The sequence below is a fragment of the [Empedobacter] haloabium genome (genome assembly GCA_008011715.2).
GTDB lineage: Bacteria > Pseudomonadota > Gammaproteobacteria > Burkholderiales > Burkholderiaceae_D > Rugamonas > Rugamonas haloabia.
Map to the genome: position 1 here is coordinate 3359762 of CP136508.1, position 22098 is coordinate 3381859.

Genomic DNA, 22098 nt, shown 5'->3' on the forward strand with positions numbered 1-22098 from the left:
AACAGGTGCCTGACACCAGGGGTCTTGCTCACCCAACCAGGAAACGCTCGAAGTCGGCCACGGACAAAGGCCGCGCGATCAGGTAGCCCTGCCCCTCGTCGCAGCGGGCATGGTGCAGCACTTCCAGCATGCCCTCCGTCTCGATCCCCTCGGCGACCACCGCCAGCCCCAGCACGTGGGCCATGTCCACCAGCGCACGGATGAAGGCGGTGTCGTGCTCGTCCTCGTTGAGGAACGAGCGATCCAGCTTGAGCACGTCCACCGGGAAGCGCTTCAGGTACGACAGGCTGGAGTAGCCGGTGCCGAAATCGTCCAGCGACAGCTTGATGCCCAGCCCCTTCAGCGTGCGCAGGATGGCGGCGGAGCCGGCCACGTCCTCGATCAACGCGCTTTCCGTGATCTCCAGTTCCAGGCAATCGGCCGGCAATCCTGCCGCGGCCAGCGCATCCTGCACGTGGCCGACCAGGTCGGGCGAGCGCAGCTGCCGTGCCGAGACATTGACGGAAACCCGCAGCGCCAGCCCGTGGGCGTCGTTGACGCGGCGCGCGAAGCGGCAGGCTTGCCGCAGCACCCAGGCGCCGATGGCCTCGATCTGGCCGCGCTCCTCGGCGATCGGAATGAACTCCAGCGGCGAGACCGGGCCGTATTCCGGATGGCGCCAGCGCAGCAGCGCCTCCATGCCGCACGGCTGCAGGCTGCGCAGATGGACACGCGGCTGGTACACCACTTCCAGCTGGCCCAGTTCCAGCGCGCGCGGCAGCGCCAGCTCCAGGGTCAGGCGGCGCTTCGCCGCCGTGCTCATCTCCGGCTCGAAGAACTGGTAGGAGCCATTGCCCAGTGCCTTGGCCTTGTACATCGCCGTGTCGGCGTTCTGGAACAGCTGCGCCGGCGAGGCGTCGGCCGCGTCGGCCAGGCTGATGCCGATCGAGGCGCCCACCGACATCTCCAGGCCGTCCACCAGGAACGGCGTCTTCAACACCTCCAGCAGCCGCTCCGCGATGGCGGCGGCCGCGCCGCGGTCGGCGCAGCGCGCCGCCACCACGAATTCGTCGCCACCCAGGCGCGCCACCTCGTCGTCCGGCCGCATGCACGAGGCCAGCCGCTGCCCCACCTGCTGCAGCAGCCGGTCGCCGGTGGCGTGACCGAGCGAGTCGTTGATGGCCTTGAAGCGATTCAGGTCGATGAAGAACACGGTCGGCACGTGCGCCGCCGCCTGGTCCAGCATCGCTTCGACACGGCGGTTGATCCAGGCGCGGTTCGGCAATCCCGTCAGGGTGTCGCGCGTGGCCAGCTGCTCCAGGCGCGCCTCGGCCAGCTTGCGTTCGGTGATGTCGTGGAAGAAGATCGACAGGCCGTCTTCGTGGGCGTACACGCGTTCGCTCAGCCACACGTTCATCGGTTCGTACGGCAGCTCGAAGCTGGTGCTGCGCCGCTCGGCCATCGCCTGCCGGTAGCGCGCACCGATCTCGGTGGCGGCCAGTTCCGGCGCGATGTCCCACAGGACCTTGCCGAGCGAGGCATCGCGGTCGACGCTGACGAAATCGGCCGCCCGCATGTTGGCGTAGGTGATCTGCCACGCCTGGTTGACCGAGAAGAAGCCGTCGCTGATGCTTTCCAACAGCGTGCGCGTGTGCTCGTGCGACTTCTGCAACGCCAGGCGGGTGTGCCAGCTTTCCGTGACGTCGCGCGCGCTGGCGTAGATCACGTCGCTGCCTGGCGGCCGGCGCATGCTGACGGCCAGCTGCACTGGCGTGCCGTCCTTGTGGCGGCAGCCCAGCGTCGTGCTGAAATTGCCGTCGCGCCGGCTCAGCTCCATGATCTTCTCCGCCGTCGCGGCGCTGGCCTCGGCGCGGATGAAGTCCATGCCGGTCTTGCCCAGCACGTCGGCCGGCTCGTAGCCCAGCACGCTGCGCACCGCCTGGTTGACATGCAGGATGCTGCCCTGGGGGCACAGCAGCAGCATGATGTCCGGCGAGTTCTCGATCAGCGCCGTGTTCTGCTCTGCCATCGCCTGGATCTGGCGCAGCATTTCCTTCTCGCGCGTGATGTCGCGCGAGATCATCACGGCGCCCAGGCAGCGGCCGGTGTCGGGATCGGTGACCGGCCCCGCGTTGGTGCCGAGCCAGACATAGCGGCCGTCCGGCGTGCGCTTGCGCACCTCGATGCTGACCTGCTGGCCGGCCAGCACGGCGGCCAGCGCGGCGTGCGATGGCGGCTGGTCGTCCGGGTGCAGGAAATCGATGACGGGCTCGCCCACCATGTCGGCCGGCGTCCAGCCCATCATGCGCTCGTACGATGGCGAAATGTGCACATAGCGTCCCTCCGGCCCGCAATGGGCGATCAGGTCGGTGCTGTTGTCGACCAGCAGGCGATGGCCCGCTTCGCTGCGCAGCGCATGTTCCAGCTGGGTGCGGGCCTCCGTCACGTCCACCACGCTGCCGCGGTAACCGGCGCCATCGGGCAGCCCGGCCACCACGACCTGGTGCGTGACGTCGTCCAGTACCACGGCAAGCTCCACCCGGAACGGCGCGTGCCGCGCCAGCGCGGCCGCTACCTGCGCCGCCGCGACGGGCCCGGCACATGGATGGGCGCGCGTCAGCCAGTCGGTCAGCGAGCGCTCGCGCATCGCGTCGGCCAGGCAGCCGGGCTGCGCCAGGACGTGCCGGACCACGCCCGCCTCATCGGCCTGCCAGTGCGCGGCGGGCCCGCCGGTGCGGGCAGCGGCGCTGCAGGAAACGTCGGACGGTTGCAAAGGGAGAGGTCTGGGCATATCGGGGCGCCGCCGCCGGTTCTGGCGTGCAGGCATAAGAACATCGCGGCGGGTTGTGGGCGTACAGCGGCAAGGATACCACCGACGGCATCACACCCTTAAAACTGCGAAATTTTTGTTGTCCCCGTGCAACGTCAGCACCGGCACGCGGCGTGCCGGCCGAGCGGAACCGGCGGCCGGGTCGCGGCGGCCGGCGCGGCGGATGCGGCAGCCCCGCCGGCCGCCACGCTCAGGGTTCGGCCAGGACCGGCAGGCTGGCCAGCGCCTTGCAGGCGGCCACGTTGAACTTCTTCTGGTCGCGCGCCGCGTCGACCGGCAGGGTCGAGACGACCACCTTTTCCCCCATGGCGCCGGAAATACCGTACAGCCGCAGCGTGCCGGCCTTGACCTCGTACGCCAGCGCGGCATCGAAGCCGCGCTCCACCGTCTTGTCGCGGAAGCCCGTCAATACCTTGCTCAGCGTCTTGCGCCTGGCCTTGTCCTTGACGGCGCCCAGCGCCAGCTCGCTGGTCAGCTGTGGCGGCAGGTTGGCCGTGTAGACGTTCTGCAGGTTCAGCGAATACTCACCGCAGCGGATCTCGCTGGCCGCGTGATCGGCCACGAACTGGCGCACCGCGCCGACGTACGGCAACGCCGTCTCGTCCGCGATGGCGGCGATGTTCAGGCCATCCGTCGAACCGGCCTGGGCCGCGCTCGCGCCCGCCAGCCCCAGCGCCAGGATCGTGTGTCTCAGCATGTGCTTCATTGTGTGGCCTCGTTGCCGCCCTTGCCGGCGGCTGCAATGTTCAGGAAATTCTTGTTGATGTCGTCGACGTCGACGATGTCGGCCTCGTCCTGCGCGTTGGCGTATTCCTCGTACGTGACGGGAATATAGAAGCCGTGGAACTTCTGGTCAAGCTTGGTGCCGTCCTTCAGCGTGAAGCTGCTGGAGATCCCGCTGCGCGCGTAGGCCGACACCTTCAGCCGGTCGCCCTGGTTGCCGCCCAGCCCGGCCACCTTGCCGTCCTTGGTCAGGCCGTAGACGAAGGTGACGTGGCCGGTATAGTGGGCCTTGCCGGTCGCATGCACGTAGTTGCGCATGACCAGCAGCGCGCCGAACACGGGCTTGCTGATCTTCTTGAACTTCTTCGACGCGACCGGGAACTGCGACGACGCGCTCTTCTCGAACGGCGCCCCGGCCGTCTTCAGGCAATAGTTGGCAAAGGAAGCGCACCAGGCCGTGCTCACCATATTGCCGGCGATGCCCATCTCCTTGTGGAAGTTCTTCGACTTGGTGATGACGTCCTCCTTCTTGCCGGCCCACTTCTTCGCTTCCGCGATCGCCACGGCCATCCACGGTGCCGTCTTCTGGTCGACCGGCACGATGGCCAGCGGCTCGCCCTTGCCTTCCTTGCTGCGGGTCAGGTCGGCGCTGGCCGCCGGTGCGCCGGCAGCCGCGGCCGGGGCTGCCGCCGCCGCCGGCTTGGCCGCCGCAGGCTTGGCGGCGGGCTTCGCCGGCGCCGCCTTCGGCTTGCCCGGCTTGCCCGAGGGCGGGCCGTAGATGCCGATCACCTGCCCCACGTAGATCTTGCTGGGGTCCTTGATGGCCGGATTGTCCTTCATGATCGCGGCGACGGTCGTGCCGAAGCGCGTGGCCAGGATGCCCAGCGTTTCCTTGCGATCGACGACGTGGTCGAATGGCTTGCGTGCCGTGCTGGTGGGCGTTGCCGGCGGCTTCTTCGGCGCCGTGGGCGCCTCGAAGCTGACCAGGTCGTGCAGCAGCACGTAGGCGCTCGAGACGCCGTCCATGACGAACTCGAAGCGCTTCTGCCACACGCCCGTCACGTCGGCGACATGGATCTCGGCCTTCTTGCCCGGCTCGGTGTGGGCGATCTTCGGCAACTGGCCCTGCGCGTCGGTCTTCTTCTCGTAGGTCTTGTCGCCGATCTTGATCTGCACGGGCAGGTCCGCCTTCGGCTTGGCGCCATCCGAGACGGTTACCGAGGTGGTACCGACTTCGCGCTCCTTGCGCGTGTCCTTCAGGCCGTGGAAACCTTCCTTCTTTTCCATGGCGTCCAGGACTTCTTCCAGCTTGGCATCGGAGATGTCGGAGAGCTTGGTCGTGATCGGCAGCCCGGTGTGCTTGCTGATGGCGTTCGCGTAGGCGAGCGGGTCGTTGTTGTCCGACGCCGGCGCGTACCCCATCATCATCTTGCCCGGACGCTTGGGATCGGGGATGCCCGTCAGCATCGTGTAGATGGTGCGGTCGTTGTATTTACGACGCAGCAGCTTCTTCTTCTGCAGGCGCCCCTCTTCGTAGCTCTTGAAGATCAGGAAGGCGCCGTTGCCCTTGGTCTGGCCGATGCCGATGGCGCCCATGATCAGCTTTTCGCCGGCCGGGCGCAGGTTGCCGGGATTGTTGAAGCGCCAGGCGATGGTACCGCCGGTGCGCAACAGGTGGGTGCCGTCGTCGCCGACGTAATCGACGGTCTTGATGCTGGCGTCGTATTTGGCGCTGATGAATTCGCGGGTCATGACTACGGGTTATTTGCTGGACCGGGAGGACGTCTCTTTTTTCAATACCTGCTCGACCGTCAGCCTGGCCTTGGCCGGGTAGCTCGTGGCGGACAGTTTCTTGAAGTAATAGGCCGGGCCATCCGGATTGTCGTCGTCCGACTCCGCCAGGCGGTACCAGCGCACGGCGATCGGCGCGCTCTTGCCCGGCTTGGTCTCGGCCACGACCAGCTCGACGGCATCGCCGCGCGCCACCACGGCCGCATCGGCCACCGTCTGCTCGCCCTGGGAAATGCTGAACCAGGTCAGCTCCTGCTCGCTGGCGCTGTCGACCACGGGCACGTGCAACCACTCGCCGCCCGGCTTGCTTTCGAAATAGAACGTCAGGCTGCGCTTGTAGCTGGTCGTGTCCTGGTAGGTGCCGTTCACGAGGATCAGTTTGCCTTTCAGCACGGACCATTGGTGCATGCCCTGCTGCTGCGACGAGACGGTGGCGCCGGCCGGCGCGGCGCTGGCGCCACCATGGACGGCCAGTGACAGCGCACCGGCCAGCAGCAGCGATTTGACAACGTTATGGATCATGATTATTCCTCCCCTTCGGGATTGGTGATGAGCTTGCCGAGCAGGTTGCTGCTCAGGTACTGCGACGAGTCGATACCCGCCAGCGAGGAAGCATAGCGGCCGAATTCCTCCAGGCTGTCTTCCAGCGGGGTTTCGTCCTCGTCATGGTAGAAGTCGTGCTCGAGCCGTTCGACCTCGGGCATCTTCTCGACCGTGTCGAGCTTGATGCTGCGCCAGCTGTCCTCGCCCAGGTGCAGCGTGAGCTGGTCGTTGTCCGGCAGCTCCAGGCGCGGCAGGCGGCCGTCTTCGCCGACCACGCCGGCGGCCAGCTGCTTGCCCGCCTTGTCGAGGATCTTGTAGGCCTTGCCGACCACGCCCAGCGCCGTGGCCACGTCGTCCGCGCCCGGGAAGGCGAAGCGCAGGCTGTGCGGGCCCAGTTCGGCGGCCGGCATCGCCGCGAACGTGGCCTCGAGGTTCTGCGGGCCGGTCGCCGCGTGGCTGGCGGCGTGCGCCTCCCACTTGCCGCTGGTGCCCTGCTGGATGCCCTTGGCGCTGATGCGGATGAAGCTGCCGCCCGCATGCAACAGGATTTCCTCGCAGGCGCCGATCTCGATGTTCTTTTTCGTGCTGATCAGCTTGAGCACCTGTTCGGCGATGATTTCCACGTTGTCGCTCTGGGCCTGGATTTCCACCTTGCCCTTGGCGGCGAACAGCTTCATGCCGGCCTTGTAGACGAACACGCTGAGCTTTTCCGTCAGGCTGGCCAGCAGGCTCTTGCCGGTCGTGATCGACAGGTGCTCGCCCGTATTCAGTACCGTATGGCGGTCGCTCTGGATGTGCGTGCTGCGCGCCGTGCTGGTGGCGATCCCGGCCGGGCTGGACAGCACGAGCTGCGGCTCGCTCAGCTCGCCCTGGGCCTGGCCGCCGCCGGCGATGGCGTCGTTCTGCGCCTTCAGCGCGGCGCCGGTGGCGCCCTGGTCGACATCGGCGTCCTGCGCCACGTGCTGGCGGGCCAGTTCGCCCAGCTGCTCATGGCGCTCGCGCGCCGCACCCAGGCGGCCGACGGTCTCGCCCATGTCCTTGGCGTGGCCGGCGGCATCCGGGCGTGCTTCCGTGGTCAGCAGCATGCCCATGCCGGCGCGCGCGACGCCCCAGGCGTTGGTCGCCAGTTCCCAGCCTTCGCCGCGCGCGTCCTTGCGGCCGCGGTTGTCCTCGACCCGGGTGATGTGGCCCAGCGACAGCTGGCTGTGCTGGTGGTCGCTCTTGAGCTGCGCCTGGATCTGGTTGTGGGTGTCGTCCAGGATCAAGTGGTTGCTGCGCCCGCCGGCCGCGTTGCCGGCGTTCGGCGCCAGCTCGCGGCTGCGCAGGCCCGTCAGCGCATGCTGGCTCGGCTGCTGCCAGGGCGGCATGTTGCGCTCGTTGTAGACGCTGCCGGTGACGATCGGCCGGTCCGGCGAACCGCCCAGCCATTGGACGATGACCTCGCTGCCAACGCGCGGCACGGCCGCCAGGCCCAGCTCGCCGCCCGCCCAGGAACTGGCCACGCGCAACCAGGCCGAGCTGCGCTCGTCGTTGCCGCCTTCGCGGTCCCAGTGGAATTGCACGCGGATGCGACCGTACTCGTCCGTGTAAATGCTGTCCGGGCCGCGCGGGCCCACCACCGTGGCCGTCTGCGGCGCCAGGATCTTCGTCTCGACACTGTTGAAATTGCGGCCGGGCCGCCATGGAATCTGCTTGCGGATGCAGCGCACGGTGTTGCGGTACTCGGCCGGCTTGCTGTTTTGCAGGTAGTTGTTGCGCGCCGTGTGGCGCACTTCCAGCACCAGGAACTCGTGCTTGCCCGAATCGTCGGCGTGACGCAGCGAATCGCCATAGAAGTGGTCGCGCAACGTGAACCAGCGGCCCGGCTGCAGGAAGCGGCTGTTGCCGCTGCCTTCGAAATGCTTCGCGGCGGCCTCTGCTTCTTCCATGCGCAGCTGCGCCAGGCGGTCGCCCTGCTGCAGGCCGTTGAAGCCATAGGCGCCGGTGTACTCGTAGGATTCGACCTGCAGCACACTGCCCTGCTGGTTGACGGTCGGCATCGTGACCTGGCTGGGCACGGGATGCTTGAAATTGAAGCCCGACAGTGCCACGCTGGCGGGGGCGATGGCCCGCACCGGCGACCACTGGCCGAGGCCGTCTTCCTCGACGGCGCCGCCGTGACTCTGGAAGCGCACCGTGGCGTCACCATCGATGACGTCGGCCTGGCGCGACTCGTCCGACAGCACTAGCTTGTGGCCACGCTCGGTATGCTCGTACCAGTAATGCCAGCCGGCAGCCTCCCAGCGGCGGTGCAGGTAATTGTGGTCGGTCTCGTCGAACTGGCAGGCGTCCGTCATCACGGGGTCGTCGCCCTGCACGCGGCAGTCCCAGTCCGGCAGCGTGGAGTAGTCGGCAAAGATGCTTTCGGTCTGGTCGCGCAGCGACTTGCCGTGGAACAGGTAGTTGTCCTTGCGCAGGGCGAGATACTTCAGCCACGGCCCGAGGATCGCCTCGTAGAACGCGAAGCCGCCGTCGGTGGTGACCAGGCGGAAGCTGAACACATAGCCGCTGAAGTAGCGCATGCTGCCGTCGCCGCGCACCAGGGCGACCGTCATCAGCTTGCCCTGCAGATCCTTCAGCGCCAACATGGCGGTGTCGGAAATGAGTTCGACGCGATATTCGAAGTCGCGCGACATGGCCTCGAACGCGTCCAGCTGGTTGACCAGCAACTGCGCGGCAGGGCCGTCGCCGTGCGGGAAGGACAGGCGCAGCAGGCGCCGGTTCTGGGCACCGCCACTGATCAGATCCTGGAGCGATTGTACGACTTCCTGCAGCCCGTGTTTCATGTCATCTACCTACGCGACTCTGGCAACGAAAAGGCCATCATCTTACCATAAAGACACATGGATTCCAGGTAAGATGGTATCAAATTGCTACGGGAGATGCTGGAGCAAGGGCGCGCGCGACGTCAGTCCGGGCCGATCCTTGCCCAGAATCCGGTATCGACGGTGGTGCGGACCACCTTGGCGTGGGCGTCCAGATAGATATCCACGCGGCTGAACGGCGCCGCCAGCTCCACGCCGTCCCGGCTGGAAAACGGGAAACTCACGTCCAGGTGGTAGCCGGCGCGGGGCCAGCGCGTCGTGCGGAACCCGAGACGCTCGCCGGGGTGGATGACGTCCTTGATGATATCGCTGTCTTCATCGAAGAAATAGGCGATGGGGGCTGTCGCGGCACTGGAATAATGCAGCACGACCAGCGGCGAGAGCTGGGCCTGTACCAGCAGCGTCAGCCACAGCATGGCCGGCACGCCGGCCGCGATCGCCAGTTTGCCGCATAGCCGCCGCACGCGGGTTGCCGCCATCAATCGGCGCCGATACGGGCCCAGAAGCCGGTCTCGACGACGGTGCGGGCAATACGGGTGTCGGCATCGATATAGACATCGACGCGGCTGAACGGCGGCTTGATTTCCACGCTGTCACCGCTCGCCATCGGCAGGCTGACGCTGAGGTAATAGTCCGCGCCGGGGTTGCGATCCATCCGGTACGTCATCGTCGCGCCTGGGCGGATCAGTTCCTTGATCGTGTTCTCGTACTCCATCAGGAAAAAGCTGGCCGGCTCCCTGGCCTCGGCGGCGTAGTGCAGGACCACTGCCGGCCGGGTACGGTGGGAGATCGCCAGCGCGAGCCAGCATGCGGCCACGATGCCGCCGGCAATGAGGAGTTTCTTCTTCATGGAACGCATGGTCATGTGCACTTGTGCGGCCGCTTGGCATAGTTGGACGCCGTCCCCCATGGCACCGCGACCTCGGCGATCGCCTTCAGCAGGATCGCGGCCGTCAAGGCGGCAGGCTTGACGCGCCGGTACAGCTGGGCCCCGAGCTTGATGGAGATATGGTCGGGAATGTCGTCGAACTGGTTGGCCCAGGCGCCATTGGCCGGATGGTTCTGTACCGGCCGGCCGCTCGCGATGTCGCTCACCGCTTGCGCCAGGCCAGCGCCGCCCAGCAATTCATCGTCATCGAATCCACATGCCGCGCCGACATAGCCGTAGTGGATATTCGACCAGATATCGAAAAAGTAGTCCTCGTTGCCATAGCGCTGCCAGCCGACGCGGAATTTCTTCTCCTTTACCAGCCGCGCCTTGAGGATCGGCTTATGGTCCCACGGCCGCCGCGGCCCGACCCGCTCTGCCCAGATCGTATAGGCCCGCGTCTTCTCGGCGAGCGCAATGCTGGCGAAGTCGGGCGGACCGCCGAGCTTCGCATACCAGGGCAACGCCTGCCACGCCTGCATCTCCTTCTTGATGTCGTAGCCGTTCGCCTGCGTTATCTTGCGCCCATGCTCGGAAAATGGATTGCGCTGCATTTCCGTGACCATGTACTCGGCAATGGGAATGACGTCGTTGCCGCAATGGCAGACCCGCAACTCCTTGGCCTTGGCATCGGCCACCGGCGTCGTATTGGTGGCGGCGACCAGCCGCATCGGCTTGCCGTTCTTGTCCAGCACCGCGCTCATGCGTCTTCCGCCAGGTAGATGCGCACATGCTCCTGCTCCAGCGTCTGCTTGAGCAGATGGGTGTGGCCTTCGGCATCGGTGGTACCGTGCTCGATGCTGCCGTCCTCGCGCTCGATGGCATAGTCGGTGTGCGCCAGCGGCTCGCCGTCGCTGGCGCCGACCAGCACGTAGCGGTCGTCATACTGGCCTGGCACCCAGGGGGCCTCGTCCAGTACCCGTTCCAGCGCTTCCGGTGCGGCGGTCGCCGCCAGGGCGGCCGCGGCCGGCTGGAACCACGCGGTCGCCGGCGGCGCGCCGGACGGATCGTCGACGCCGTGGATGCCGTTCAGGGTCGAGGCCAGCGGGCAGCCGTTGCTGCTCTTGTCGCCGTGCAGCGCCTGCGGCAGGCCGTCCGGCAGGGTGAAATGGTGGTCGCCCGCCACCACCAGGCAGTTCTTCCGGCAGGCGATGGGGCTGCCGTGGTAAGCCAGGGGCTTGCCGTGGCTGGTGTAATGGGGATGGCCTTCCTTGACGGTGCCGCCGCACGAGGCGGCGTCGCCTTGGCGGATCCAGCCGATGATGGTCATGGTCGTCGTGCGCTTGTTGTCTATTTACATTGCTATTTTAACAGGCGTAAACGGAAAAGGCGCAGTGCCTTCGTCCCAATGAAGTAGCCTGGTGGCATCTACCTCCGATCAAATGGCGATGAGCAACAGCGCTGCGCGCGGTAATTGCCGCGGTGCCGGCAACCATCCGACGTCGCCTGCATGGCGCCGATCGGCTCCACCTCCCAGCGCCAGGTCCCGCCGTGATAGGCGTGCTCGATACCGAGCCGGAACAGATGGCCGTTCACGACCGCCCCCCGTCCCGCCACCGCGACGGCCGGCTCGGCAATACCCGCATGCCGATATGGCCGTTATCGATCGCGACCACCCTGGCCCGATATAGTATCGACGGCAGACAACGGTCGCCCAAAACACCCCAGATATTGCTCATGACGGGCGGCGATGAATTTTCTATATCGAGTATCAGTTTTTCTATCGATATATTCAGGGCCGGAATGTTATTGCGATCTCATACCGGCTTATGATGGAGGAAACCTATCAGCAGGGATATCAGGCGGAGCGCGTCCTGATAATTTCGGCCGGTGAAATTGGCCGCCGCTATCAAACAGATGTTCAGGAACAGCGGTCCGCCGCCGGCGAATGCACAGCACGATCTTGTTGCCGACGTCCGGCGTCACGGCACCATCCGCACCGAGCAGACTGGCGACCATCACCATGTCCTCGGCGGTGTCCAGCGTACGACTGAAGAATTCGTTCAATGCCCCGGCCAGGCAGCGTATTGCCGCGTGAATCATGTCGTCTCCTCTCGTCCCGCGCGCAAACTCTCAGGCGCGACGGGGCCCCGCGCTGAAATACCGCGGCTCTCGTAATCGTGGTTCAAAGTGAATGTCGCGCAGCGCGCCTGGTATCGCGTGGGCATATTGACGTGACTTGTATGGAAATAATGATCCGACGGCGACGAAAAAAAGACTACCGCTTTTTCGGAGAAACTGCAAACTACAACACCCGCCAATTGTTACTTACGGCGGTGGCTTTTTTGTACTAGTCGCGCTGCCGCGACGACAGTGATAGGATAAATCGCTGTTCAGCTGTCGCAGCACATCCCATCCACAACTGTCGAAGGAGAGAAACTTGAAAAAATGGATCGCCATGCTGTCGCTCGCTCTGTGCTCGTCCGCGCAGGCCGCTCCCGTATCGCTCTGGGTGACCTACACCGGATTCCAGGATTCGGTCAGCGGCTCGTTCGATGCCGACGCCACCCATGTGCTGCATTTCACGGCCGACGACCGTGACGGCGACGGCACCTACAGCCTGCCAGAAGTGCTGGGCTTTTCGTTCGGTGCCATCGCGGTCGGGCCGGAGCTGTGCGACACGCAGACGAACTACCGGATGTACTCCTGCCTGTCCAGCTTCTCGTATCAACCGGGCGGAACGGTGGAATTCACCGCGCGCCGGTACGAGGATCCACGTGTCAGCGATGGCTTCTTCGCCAACGTCGTGGGCGGCGCGTACTACGCCGTCAGCGGCGGCATCAACCAGTACCCTTGGCATTACGAGCACCGCTGGACGCCAGCCACGCAGGTGACCATCTCGCCGGTGCCGGAGCCCGCCGCGTTCGGCATGCTGGCTGGCGGCCTCGCCCTGGTGGCTGGCGCACTGCGTCGCCGCGCGGCCAACACCAGCGCGCAGGGCTAGCAAGGTCCGCCGGCGCGGCCGGACACGGCCCGGCCTGCCGCGCCGGCGGCCGGCGCCAGGCCGTCATCAAGGGGTCATAAGGCCTTGCTATTCTCGCCATCTTTCCAACCCCGCCGGACCGATGACATGAAATACAAGGCACTTCTCCTCGCCACGCTGAGCGCCGCCGTGCTGGCCGCCTGCGGCAGCGACAGCGACTCCACCCCGGGCACCGCCCCCGTCACGCCCACCAACCCGCCGGTGGCCGCGGCGCCGAAGAACGTCATCTTCTTCCTGGGCGACGGCATGGGCCTGACCACGATGACGGCGGCGCGCATCTACGCCGTCGGCGAGGACGGCGAACTGACCATGGACACGCTGCCGGAAACGGCCTTCGTCAAGACGTTCTCGAACGACGCGCAGGTGACCGACAGCGCGCCGTCGATGGCCGCCTACATGACGGGCGTGAAGATGAACAACGAGGTCATCTCCATGTCGCAGGAGACGAAGGCGGTCGATCCGGTCGCCGACAGTGCCGGCAACAAGCTGGGCAACGCCTGCGGCACGGCCAACGGCAAGCCCGCGACCACCTTGCTGGAACTGGCCAAGGCCCAGGGGCTGGCCGCCGGCGTCGTCACCACCGCGCGCGTCACGCACGCGACCCCGGCCGCGACCTATGCCCACATCTGCCACCGCGACCTGGAAAACGACATCGCCACGGCCGTCGTGCCGGGCGGCGCCGGCCACAACGCCGCGCTGGGCGCCACCGGCCTGGACGTGCTGCTGGGTGGCGGCAGCCAGTTCTTCAAGCCCGTCAAGGATGGCGGCAAGCGCGCCGACGGGCGCGACCTGGTGGCCGAGATGAAGGCGAAGAGCTATGCCTACGCCAGCAATGCCGGCGAGTTCGCCGCCATCGACGCGAGCAAGACCGATAAACTGGTGGGCCTGTTCACGTCCAGCCACATGAGCTATGACCTGGACCGTGACCCGGCCAAGGAACCCAGCCTGGCCGACATGACGACCAAGGCGATGGACGTGCTGTCCAGGAATGGCAAGGGCTACTTCCTGATGGTCGAGGGCGGCCGCATCGACCACGCCCTGCACGAGACGACGGCCAAGAAGGCGCTGCAGGACACGGTCGCTTTCGACAACGCCATCAAGGCCGCCATCGCCAAGGCCAAGGTCACGGATCCTGATCTGAAGAACACGCTGATCGTCGTCACGGCCGACCACGACCACACCCTGGTCCTGAACGGCTACGCCAAGCGCACCGGCAAGACCGCGGCCGGCAATGCGGGCGTCCTGGGCGTCGTGAAGAACTACGTCACCGGCGCCACCGACAAGGACCTGGACGGCGCGCCCTATTCGATCATCGGCTTCGGCAACGGCGAGAACCGCGTCCAGGCCAGCCGCGCCAGCCAGGCCGCGCTGGACGACAGCGTCACCGGCGCCAACAACTACCACCAGGAGGCGGCGGTGCGCATGGGCGTCGGCGGCGAGACGCACGGCGGCACCGACGTGTTCCTGGGCGCGATCGGCAAGGGCGCCGGCGCGTTCAGCGGCACCATCGACAACACCAAGGTGTTCGACCTCGTCAAGACGGCGGCCGGACTGTAAGCGGCCTTCACCAACCCGGATATCAAGCCTATGAAACGCACCCTGTCAGCCGCCGCCCTGGCGCTCTCCTTCACCGCCGCCGCGCACGCCGCCGGCGAAGCGCGGAACATCATCTTCTTCCTGGGCGACGGCATGGGCCCGTCGACCATCACGGCCGCGCGCATCTTCAAGTATGGCGAAGACGGCAGCCTGACGATGGACACGCTGCCGCGCACCGCCCGCATCAAGACCTATTCGCAGGACGCCCAGACCACCGACAGCGCGCCCTCGATGGCCGCCTACATGACGGGCGTGAAGATGAAGAACGAGGTGGTCTCGATGTCGTCCGACACCAATGCCATCAACCCGGGCAAGGACGCCAACGGCAACCTGACCGTCAACAACTGCACCGCCAGCAACGGCGCGGCCGTGCCGACGATCCTGGAACTGGCCAAGGCCAAGGGCAAGGCGGTCGGCGCCATCACGACGACGGAACTGACCCACGCCACCCCGGCCGCGACCTACGCGCACATCTGCAACCGCAACGCCCAGTACGCGATCGCGGCGCAACTGGTGCCGGGCGGCGCCGGCTTCAACGCCGCGCTCGGCGACGGCGTGGACGTGTTGATGGGCGGCGGGCGCAACCACTTCACGCCGTATGTGGCCGGCAGCAATCCGGCCGGCCGTGCCGACGGCCGCAACCTGCTGGCGGAGCTCGGCGCCAAGGGCTACACGGTGGCCGCCAACAAGGCGGAAATGCACGCGGCCGCCGCCGGCAAGAAGTTCATCGGCCTGTACAGCAGCAAGAGCCACCTGGAATACGAGCTCGATCGCGCCGCCACGCCGCCTGTCGGCGAAGGCGCCAGCCAGCCCAGCCTGGCCGAGATGACCGTCAAGGCGATGGACCTGCTGGGCCAGAACGCCAACGGCTATTTCCTGATGGTCGAAGGCGGCCGCATCGACCACGCGCTGCACGGCACCAACGCCAAGCGCGCGATGGTGGACACGATCGCGTTCGACGATGCGGTCAAGGCGGCGCTGGCCAAGGCGAAGCAGACCGACCCCACGCTGGCGCACACGCTGATCGTCGTCACGGCCGACCACGACCACACGCTGGCGTTCAACGGCTACGGCAAGCGCGGCAACCCGATCCTGGACATCAACCGCAGCTACCGCGACAACAGCCCGAACAAGGACGCCGACGGCAACACGTACACCACCCTGGTGTTCGGCAACGGTCCGAATCGTCCCAACGTGCGCACCAGCGTGGACAGCAGCGCCGCCCTGGCCGACAACTACCTGCAGGAGACCGGCGTACGCTTGAACAGCGAGACGCACGGCGGCGGCGACGTCAAGCTGTTCGCCAGCGGCGCCGGCGCCCAGGGTTTCAAGGGCACGCTGGACAACACCCGCGTGTTCGGCCTGCTCAAATCCGCGTTCGGCTTCTGATCGCAAGCACTCGACCGGGGTCGCGCGCGGCCCCGGCCTTCACGACATGACACGATACTGCCTTTTCCTTCTCGCGCTGGGCCTGGCCGGCAGCGTCCACGCGGCGCCCGACCTGGACCTGCGCATCGCCTACTACAGCCGCGCCGTGACCGCCGAAGGCGTCACGCGCGAAGCGCGCTTCGAAGAGACGATGCTGCGCCGCGACGGCCACGTGTGGACCGCGCGCGTGCTGCCGCCGCAGCCTGCCGGCCACGCTCACAAGCCGGGCGTGCGCCATGCCGCCACCCGTGCAACCTCGGTGCACAAGCACTTCAATCCGGCCCTGCTGCAGCGCCATGTCGCGCTGGAAGGCGGCAAGGTGCGCCTCGAATATGTCGACGCGCAATCGCGCGAGGTGATCGCCGTGCCGCCGGGCGAATTCGACAACGTGGCGTTCGACGGCTCGTGGGCACGCGCCTATTACCTGCTCGACCCGGCCCGGCTGCGCATGCTGCCCCCCAGCGGCCGCAAGTCCGGCGTGGCTGGCGCGCGCTGGCGCGAGCGGGAACGCGACGGCAGCTACGAACGCGTGCTGTGGGACGAGCGCCGCGAGATCCCGCTGGTGATCGAGAGCGGCGACACGGACGGCACCAGCCTGCATCGCATGGTGCTGACGGTACACCAGGGCGTCACGCCGGATCTGCCCTGGCGCGCCCTGGCCGGCTATGCGCGGCGCGAGTACGCCGACTTCCTGGACTGACGGGGCGCGGGCAGGCGATGCCATAAAATTAAACGTTTTGGCTTTACAGTAAGATGTCGGTTCGCTATCATCCTGGCCGGAATCCGAACCGGCCGGCATGATGGCGTGAGCGCGCCCGCGCTGGTCCGGAGTTTCCGTTACCAGGACCCTTCTCGCACACCACCATTCCATGGGCGCCCGCCGTTCCCGCATCCGTCGCCTGTCCGGCGCGCCATCGCTCGCATCCATCGTTAAGCCGTCCAGCGCCGCCGGGGCATCCCGGTGAGCGCCATGCAGCCTTGTCTCGCGCTGCTGGCGGCGGCCGCGCTGCGCCTGGCACATGGCGCGGAGTGTGGCGCCCTGCCGCCGGCGGACGCGCCGCCGGGCGCATCCTTCACATGGCAATCGCTGGCGCCTGGCGAGGCCGCGCCAGCACCGGCCTCTTATCGCATCGGTGTCTGGGGCGACAGCCTGACCTCGGCGCGCAACTTCTTCGACGCGGCACTGCAGGCCTCCGGCGTCTCGCGCAGCGCCGTGCTGCCGTCGTTCATCCAGGCCGGCATGGGCGTGCCCGGCCTGGCCCTGCCGCTCAAGGCGTCCTGCGCCAGCCCAAGCTGGCATACCGCTTATGCCTATCGCGCCAAGGCCGAGCCGCCGGCGTTCGCGCCGGGCCTCGTCAGCATGGCGGCGAGCAGCCCGGGCGCGACGCTGGCGCTGGATTTCCGTTTCCCGCGGGCGGACACGCGCGTGCGCCAGCTCGACATCCTGTACGACAAGGCCGCGCCGGAAGGTTCGCTGCTGCTGGCGGTTTCGGTCGATGGCCAGGAAGAACAGCCGATTCCCCTCAGCCGCGCCAGTGGCGGCGTGCTGCGCATCGCGCCACCGGCGCCGATGGCGCGCCTGCGCCTGCGGCTGGTCTCCGGCCAGATCCGCCTGCATGGCTTCCTGCCGCGGTATGCGGCGGCACCCGGCATGGTGCTCGATACGCTCAGCATTCCCGGCGCCCTGCTGCGCGGCTGGCAGCAGGTGGACCCGGGCCTGCTGCCCGCGATGCCGGCCTACGACCTGGTAGTGCTGCAGTACGGGACCAACGAAGGCGCCAGCCCGGCCTTCGACCCGGCCGGCTACGCCGCCTACCTGCGCGCCAGCCTGGCACGGGTACGCCAGCTGCAACCCAAGGCACGCTGCATCCTGATCGGCCCGCCCGACCGCGGCGTGACGGGGACGTCAGCCGCCGACCCGATGAAGTATTCCGTGATCCACCGCCGCATCGCCGGCACGCAAAATCAGGTCGGGGCCGAGTTCGGCTGCGCGTTCTGGGACTGGCAGGGCCAGACCGGCGGCCCCGGCACCGCCCTGCGCTGGGCCCGCGCCAGTCCGCCCTTGATGCAGCCCGACCTGACGCACATGACGGCGCAGGGCTATGAAGTCAGCGGCCGCATGTTCGCCCGCTCCCACCGATTCACCATTGCGCAGCACTAAGGCCAGACGGCATCCATGTCGCACACCACCACCCTTACCGGCAGCCCCCGCTTCGCCGAACTCGACGGCCTGCGGGCCCTGGCGGTCGTTTCCGTCATCCTGTTCCATTGCGAGATCACGGGCCTGTTCAACGCCGGCTTCTTCGGCGTCGACATGTTCTTCACGATCTCCGGCTTCATCATCACGTCGATCTTCCTGAAGGAATACCGCAGCGCGGGCGAGTTCCGCTTCGCCCATTTCTACTTCCGGCGCCTCAAGCGCCTGCTGCCGCCGGTGCTGGGACTGGTCCTGCTCGCGTTCCTGGGCACGGCGCTGCTGTCGGCCGATGCGCTGCGCAAGTTCGTCGCCGACACGCCGGCCGCGTTCCTGTACCTGTCGAACTGGTGGCAGATCTTCGACCGCCAGGATTACTTCGATACCACCCCGCACGTGCTGCGCCATCTGTGGTCGCTGGCGATCGAAGAGCAGTTCTACCTGGTCTGGCCGCCCGTCGCCTACCTGGTCGCGCGGCGCGGCGGCGCCCGGGCCGTCGGCCTGTTGGCGCTGGCCGGCGCGGTGGCCAGCACGGCCTGGATGTGGCACCTGTACGAACTCAATATCGACGCGATCGATCAGAACCGCATCTACCTGGGCACCGACACCCACGCCATGGGCCTGCTGACGGGCGCCGCGCTGGCCTGCTGCTGGAATCCGTGGCTGCCGCGCGTGCGCGGCCCGCTCGCGCGCCTGGCCTGGCGCGCGCTGGCGCTGCTGGCGCTGGTCCTGCTGGGTACGATGGTGGCGACGATGGACACGTCCAACCCGTGGTTGTACCGCGGCGCGTTCCTGGCGGTGCCGCTGCTGACCTGCGTGGTGGCCTACGCGACGATGGGCGACCGCGACTTTCTCGTGTCCGTGCTGCTGCGCACCCGCGTGGCCCAGTGGTTCGGGCTGCGTTCCTACTCGCTGTACCTGGTGCACTGGCTGATCTTCGTCTGGATGCGCCTGCTGGGCTGGACGGATTTCTCGCGCTGGGAGGTATTGCTGCCGGCGCTCGCCACCGTGCTGATCGTGTCCGAGGCGATGTACCAGTGCGTGGAAAAGCCGGCCATCCGCTACGACCTGAAGCAGGTCGGCGACGCTCCCAGGAAGGCCGTGCTGGCCGCATACGTTATAATTGCGCTAATTTTCTCGGCGGCAATCAGGGTTGTCGAATTCGAGGCAGCGGCGCCTGTGCTGGTGGCCAGCGCCGCGCCGACGCCAACGCTGCCGCTGCCCGCGGCGCCGGCCGAGCAGGTGCCGGCACCGGTCGCCCCGGTCGCATCCGCGCTGCCGGAAGAACCGGCCGAGCCGGGACCGCGCCTGTCCGGCGGCGAGCATTTGTTCGCGCTGGGCGACTCGGTGCTGCTGGGTGCCCAGGCCCACCTGCGCGAGCGCATTCCCGGCATCGAAGTGGACGCGGCGGTCGGACGCCAGGCGCGTCACGCGTTGAAGATCGTGGCAGGCTGGCACGACCGGCTCGACGGTGCCGCCACGGTGCTGCTGCACCTGGGGACGAACGGCTACATCAACGAAGGCCAGTTGCGTGAGCTGTTGACGGCGCTGGCCGGCTGCAAGGCGGTGCTGCTGGTGACCGTGCATGCCGACCGGCGCTGGACGGCACCGAACAACGAGCTGCTCGCGCGCATGGCGCAGGAATACGCCAAGGTGCGCGTGATCGACTGGAGCGGCGCCTCGGCGGGGAGGCCGGACTGGTTCGTCAAGGATGGCGTCCACTTGTCGCGCCGCGGCATCCTGGCCTACTCGGCGCGCATCGAGGCGGCCACCGGCGGCACGCCGCTGCCCGACCCCGAGCCGGCAGGTGCGCCCGCCAAGGCGCGCGGCACGACGCGCGACACGACGCACGACAAGGCGCCCAAGGTCGCCGGCGGCGACACGCGGCCGGGTGAACGCGCGGTGCCTGACAGCAGCGCTCGGTCCGGCGCGGCGCCGGCGACTGCCGCGGCGATGGCGCCCGAGCCAGCAGCGGCACAAGTCCCGGCCGACGCCGCGGGCGAGGCGCCGCACAATTCAACTTCTGCCCCGGCGAGCGAACAGCACGCCGGCCGGCAGGCGATCCCGGGAGCCTGAACGGCGCCGGGGTCGCGCTTTGTAGAGGAGCACGACGATGGCACTGCGCGGCTTACTGACGCTGGTCCGCATTCTGGGAGCGCTCGCGCTGGGATTTCTCCTGTTCGCGTGGTTCCGGCTGGACGGTCCAGGCAATGGCGCCCACGCGCGCGATGAACAACTGGCCGCCGCCAGCGCGGACGGCATTCCCGCCACGGCAAGGGGCGCAACCGAGGCGCCGTTCGCGCCGGCGATGCGTTCGGCCATTCCCGCCCCGCTGCCGGTCACGCCGACGCAGGCCACGCTGGCACGCTGGATCGGCGCCCGCTACGGTGTCGCGCCGGAGGCCATCGCGCCGCTGGTCGCCGAGGCGGATTCGCTCAGCCGCGCCTACCGGCTCTCGCCCAACCTGGTGATCGCCGTGATGGCGATCGAATCGAACTTCCATCCATATGTGCAGAGCCAGGCGGGCGCGCAGGGCCTGATGCAGGTGATGCCGAAGATTCACTCGCAGCGCTACCAGAAGTTCGGCGGCGCGGCCGCCTACCTCGATCCCGTCGTCAGCCTGCGCGTGGGGGCCGAGATCCTGCGCGACTGCATCCGGCTGAAGGACGGCTCGGAAGCGGAAGGCCTGCGCTTCTACTTCGGCGGCGGCCCGGCCAGCGACACCTATATCGACAAGGTGCGCGCCGAGCAGCACAAGCTCAACCTGGTGGCGCGCGGCGCCCACGTCCCGACGGCCGACTGACGGCCGCCATTCCTTTTGCGCCACCGCCCCGGTGGCTGGAGACCCATGCGTTTTTCGCTTTTCCCTTTTCTCGTTGCCGCTGGCGCCCTGCCGGCATTGTCCTTCGCGGCGCCGCTGGCGCCGGCCGTACTGACGCTGCAGGTGCAGGCGCGCCCGGACGTACCCAATCTCGAATGCGAGCGGCGCGCGCCGGCGCAGCCACGTCCGGCTGCCGCGGCCAACCCGGACCCGCTCGAGGTGCCGGACGAAGAGGTCGTGCGCGAGCTGGCGGACACGATGCAGGCAGGTGCCGCCGCCACGTCGCCCGGCGCGCCCCTGCCCGCGCCCGGAGCCCGCATTGCGATCTGGGGCGACAGCCACCTGGCCGCCGCCTTCTTCAGCGACGAGCTGGCGCGCCAGCTGAAGGTTCCGGCGGACAATGTCTCGAACCTGCTGCTGCCGGCCAACATGGGCCGCGCCGGCGTGCGCCTGCCGATCCGGCGCACCTGCGTGTCGCCGCAGTGGAAGTACGAGCCGGCCTACCTGGGCGGAGACAAGGCAGTCGCCCCCGGCCCGGGCCTCGTCAACATGACGACCGAGCAGGCCGGCGCCAGCATCGCCTGGGACGTGCGCAACGACAAGCGCGTGGCCAACCACGAGCGTGTGCGTATCCTGTATCAACAAACGGCGGCGCCAACGGTGGTCGGCATCAGCGTCGACGGCGCGCCGGAAACACAGGTCACGCTGGAGCAGCAGCCCGGCCCCGCGGTCCTGGAGCTGGCGGCCGGCCAGCCGATTTCGCAGGTCCGGATGCGGCTGATCGCCGGCCCGATGCGCCTGCATGGCCTGGACCTGCAGGCCAGCCGCGCCGGCAGCCTGGCCATGGACGTGTTCGGCTACCCCGGCGCCACCGTGGCGGGCTGGAAGCCGCCGCAACTGGACTACCTGGCATCCTGGTTCGGCCAGCGCGACTATCAGCTCGTGATGCTGGAATTCGGCACCAATGAGGGTGCGGCCAGGCCGTTCGACAGCGCCGGCTACCGCCGCACGCTGGAGGAATCGGTCCGCAACCTGCGCACCGTGTTTCCGCAAGCCGCGTGCGTGCTGATCGCACCGGGCGACCGCGGCGTGCTGGTGCCGCAGTCGGTCAATCGCGGCAAGCGCAAGGGCAAAGGCAAGGCCAAGGCGGCACCGAAGATCGACCTGTACGTCTATTCGCGCGTGCACGCCGAGATTGGCCGCCTGCAGCGCGAAGTGGGCGCCGCCGCCGGCTGCGCCACCTGGAGCATGATGGATGCGATGGGCGGCCCAGGTTCGGCCTACAAATGGGCGCGCCAGTCGCCGCCGCTGATGGCGCGCGACCTGATCCACTTCACGGTGGCTGGATACCAGCGCTTCGCGCGCGACTTTGCGCGCGACATGGGGTGGGCGGTAGAGGCGACGAAATAAGAGAGTTC

The 22098-nt window shown here is 67.6% G+C and carries 18 protein-coding genes; 8 read left to right on the forward strand and 10 right to left on the reverse strand.

The window, feature by feature from the left end; all coding sequences use genetic code 11:
* Positions 1 to 28: 28 nt before the first annotated feature.
* From E7V67_014650 to E7V67_014695, 10 genes are all read right to left on the reverse strand, one after another.
* Entirely contained in the window at positions 29 to 2770 is a 2742-nt protein-coding gene (locus E7V67_014650) for an EAL domain-containing protein (GenBank protein WUR10961.1), read from the reverse strand.
* A gap of 229 nt (positions 2771 to 2999) precedes the next feature.
* On the reverse strand, positions 3000 to 3506 hold the full coding sequence (locus E7V67_014655; GenBank protein WUR10962.1) for a hypothetical protein: 507 nt from the start codon (positions 3504 to 3506) through the stop codon (positions 3000 to 3002).
* Positions 3507 to 3511: 5 nt separating this feature from the next.
* Entirely contained in the window at positions 3512 to 5284 is a 1773-nt protein-coding gene (locus E7V67_014660) for a TIGR02594 family protein (protein ID WUR10963.1), read from the reverse strand.
* Positions 5285 to 5293: 9 nt separating this feature from the next.
* Complete coding sequence (locus E7V67_014665) at positions 5294 to 5845, reverse strand: hypothetical protein (protein WUR10964.1); 552 nt, start codon at positions 5843 to 5845, stop codon at positions 5294 to 5296.
* A gap of 2 nt (positions 5846 to 5847) precedes the next feature.
* Positions 5848 to 8691, reverse strand: coding sequence for a type VI secretion system tip protein TssI/VgrG (tssI, locus tag E7V67_014670; protein WUR10965.1), 2844 nt, complete (start codon positions 8689 to 8691; stop codon positions 5848 to 5850).
* A 122-nt stretch (positions 8692 to 8813) separates the two neighbouring features.
* The gene (locus tag E7V67_014675; GenBank protein WUR10966.1) at positions 8814 to 9209 is read right to left on the reverse strand and encodes a hypothetical protein; all 396 of its coding nucleotides are present in this window, start codon (positions 9207 to 9209) and stop codon (positions 8814 to 8816) included.
* Positions 9209 to 9595, reverse strand: coding sequence for a hypothetical protein (locus E7V67_014680; GenBank protein WUR10967.1), 387 nt, complete (start codon positions 9593 to 9595; stop codon positions 9209 to 9211). The genes E7V67_014675 and E7V67_014680 overlap by 1 nt, the downstream gene beginning before the upstream one ends.
* A complete protein-coding gene (locus tag E7V67_014685; GenBank protein WUR10968.1) occupies positions 9592 to 10362 on the reverse strand; it encodes a polymorphic toxin type 44 domain-containing protein in 771 nt (256 codons plus the stop codon). Before E7V67_014685 ends, E7V67_014680 begins: the two co-directional genes overlap by 4 nt.
* Entirely contained in the window at positions 10359 to 10928 is a 570-nt protein-coding gene (locus E7V67_014690; GenBank protein WUR10969.1) for a PAAR domain-containing protein, read from the reverse strand. Before E7V67_014690 ends, E7V67_014685 begins: the two co-directional genes overlap by 4 nt.
* A gap of 497 nt (positions 10929 to 11425) precedes the next feature.
* Positions 11426 to 11701: a hypothetical protein gene (locus E7V67_014695; GenBank protein WUR10970.1), complete on the reverse strand. Its 276-nt coding sequence runs from the start codon at positions 11699 to 11701 to the stop codon at positions 11426 to 11428.
* 337 nt (positions 11702 to 12038) lie between these two features.
* Between E7V67_014695 and E7V67_014700 the strand changes: the two genes are divergently transcribed.
* The 8 genes from E7V67_014700 to E7V67_014735 all read left to right on the forward strand — a co-directional run bounded on the left by E7V67_014700 (position 12039) and on the right by E7V67_014735 (position 22090).
* The gene (locus E7V67_014700) at positions 12039 to 12602 is read left to right on the forward strand and encodes a PEP-CTERM sorting domain-containing protein (GenBank protein WUR10971.1); all 564 of its coding nucleotides are present in this window, start codon (positions 12039 to 12041) and stop codon (positions 12600 to 12602) included.
* A gap of 126 nt (positions 12603 to 12728) precedes the next feature.
* Positions 12729 to 14198 carry an alkaline phosphatase gene (locus E7V67_014705; protein ID WUR10972.1) on the forward strand — a complete coding sequence of 490 codons (1470 nt, stop codon included), beginning with the start codon at positions 12729 to 12731 and terminating at the stop codon, positions 14196 to 14198.
* Between the two features lie 30 nt (positions 14199 to 14228).
* Complete coding sequence (locus E7V67_014710) at positions 14229 to 15626, forward strand: alkaline phosphatase (GenBank protein ID WUR10973.1); 1398 nt, start codon at positions 14229 to 14231, stop codon at positions 15624 to 15626.
* A 46-nt stretch (positions 15627 to 15672) separates the two neighbouring features.
* Positions 15673 to 16365: a hypothetical protein gene (locus E7V67_014715; GenBank protein ID WUR10974.1), complete on the forward strand. Its 693-nt coding sequence runs from the start codon at positions 15673 to 15675 to the stop codon at positions 16363 to 16365.
* Between the two features lie 270 nt (positions 16366 to 16635).
* A complete protein-coding gene (locus E7V67_014720) occupies positions 16636 to 17826 on the forward strand; it encodes a GDSL-type esterase/lipase family protein (protein ID WUR10975.1) in 1191 nt (396 codons plus the stop codon).
* 15 nt (positions 17827 to 17841) lie between these two features.
* Positions 17842 to 19935: an acyltransferase family protein gene (locus E7V67_014725; GenBank protein WUR10976.1), complete on the forward strand. Its 2094-nt coding sequence runs from the start codon at positions 17842 to 17844 to the stop codon at positions 19933 to 19935.
* A 37-nt stretch (positions 19936 to 19972) separates the two neighbouring features.
* Positions 19973 to 20662, forward strand: coding sequence for a lytic transglycosylase domain-containing protein (locus tag E7V67_014730; protein WUR10977.1), 690 nt, complete (start codon positions 19973 to 19975; stop codon positions 20660 to 20662).
* Positions 20663 to 20707: 45 nt separating this feature from the next.
* The gene (locus E7V67_014735) at positions 20708 to 22090 is read left to right on the forward strand and encodes a GDSL-type esterase/lipase family protein (GenBank protein ID WUR10978.1); all 1383 of its coding nucleotides are present in this window, start codon (positions 20708 to 20710) and stop codon (positions 22088 to 22090) included.
* Positions 22091 to 22098 lie beyond the last annotated feature (8 nt).

Bases quoted from the DNA above. Each gene is read 5' to 3' on its own strand.
- E7V67_014680 (WUR10967.1), bottom strand. From the start codon at position 9,595: ATGACCATGCGTTCCATGAAGAAGAAACTCCTCATTGCCGGCGGCATC.
- E7V67_014650 (WUR10961.1), bottom strand. From the start codon at position 2,770: ATGCCCAGACCTCTCCCTTTGCAACCGTCCGACGTTTCCTGCAGCGCC.
- E7V67_014675 (WUR10966.1), bottom strand. From the start codon at position 9,209: ATGGCGGCAACCCGCGTGCGGCGGCTATGCGGCAAACTGGCGATCGCG.
- E7V67_014705 (WUR10972.1), top strand. From the start codon at position 12,729: ATGAAATACAAGGCACTTCTCCTCGCCACGCTGAGCGCCGCCGTGCTG.
- E7V67_014730 (WUR10977.1), top strand. From the start codon at position 19,973: ATGGCACTGCGCGGCTTACTGACGCTGGTCCGCATTCTGGGAGCGCTC.
- E7V67_014710 (WUR10973.1), top strand. From the start codon at position 14,229: ATGAAACGCACCCTGTCAGCCGCCGCCCTGGCGCTCTCCTTCACCGCC.
- E7V67_014655 (WUR10962.1), bottom strand. From the start codon at position 3,506: ATGCTGAGACACACGATCCTGGCGCTGGGGCTGGCGGGCGCGAGCGCG.
- E7V67_014690 (WUR10969.1), bottom strand. From the start codon at position 10,928: ATGACCATCATCGGCTGGATCCGCCAAGGCGACGCCGCCTCGTGCGGC.
- tssI (WUR10965.1), bottom strand. From the start codon at position 8,691: ATGAAACACGGGCTGCAGGAAGTCGTACAATCGCTCCAGGATCTGATC.
- E7V67_014720 (WUR10975.1), top strand. From the start codon at position 16,636: ATGCAGCCTTGTCTCGCGCTGCTGGCGGCGGCCGCGCTGCGCCTGGCA.
- E7V67_014725 (WUR10976.1), top strand. From the start codon at position 17,842: ATGTCGCACACCACCACCCTTACCGGCAGCCCCCGCTTCGCCGAACTC.
- E7V67_014660 (WUR10963.1), bottom strand. From the start codon at position 5,284: ATGACCCGCGAATTCATCAGCGCCAAATACGACGCCAGCATCAAGACC.
- E7V67_014695 (WUR10970.1), bottom strand. From the start codon at position 11,701: ATGATTCACGCGGCAATACGCTGCCTGGCCGGGGCATTGAACGAATTC.
- E7V67_014715 (WUR10974.1), top strand. From the start codon at position 15,673: ATGACACGATACTGCCTTTTCCTTCTCGCGCTGGGCCTGGCCGGCAGC.
- E7V67_014665 (WUR10964.1), bottom strand. From the start codon at position 5,845: ATGATCCATAACGTTGTCAAATCGCTGCTGCTGGCCGGTGCGCTGTCA.
- E7V67_014685 (WUR10968.1), bottom strand. From the start codon at position 10,362: ATGAGCGCGGTGCTGGACAAGAACGGCAAGCCGATGCGGCTGGTCGCC.
- E7V67_014735 (WUR10978.1), top strand. From the start codon at position 20,708: ATGCGTTTTTCGCTTTTCCCTTTTCTCGTTGCCGCTGGCGCCCTGCCG.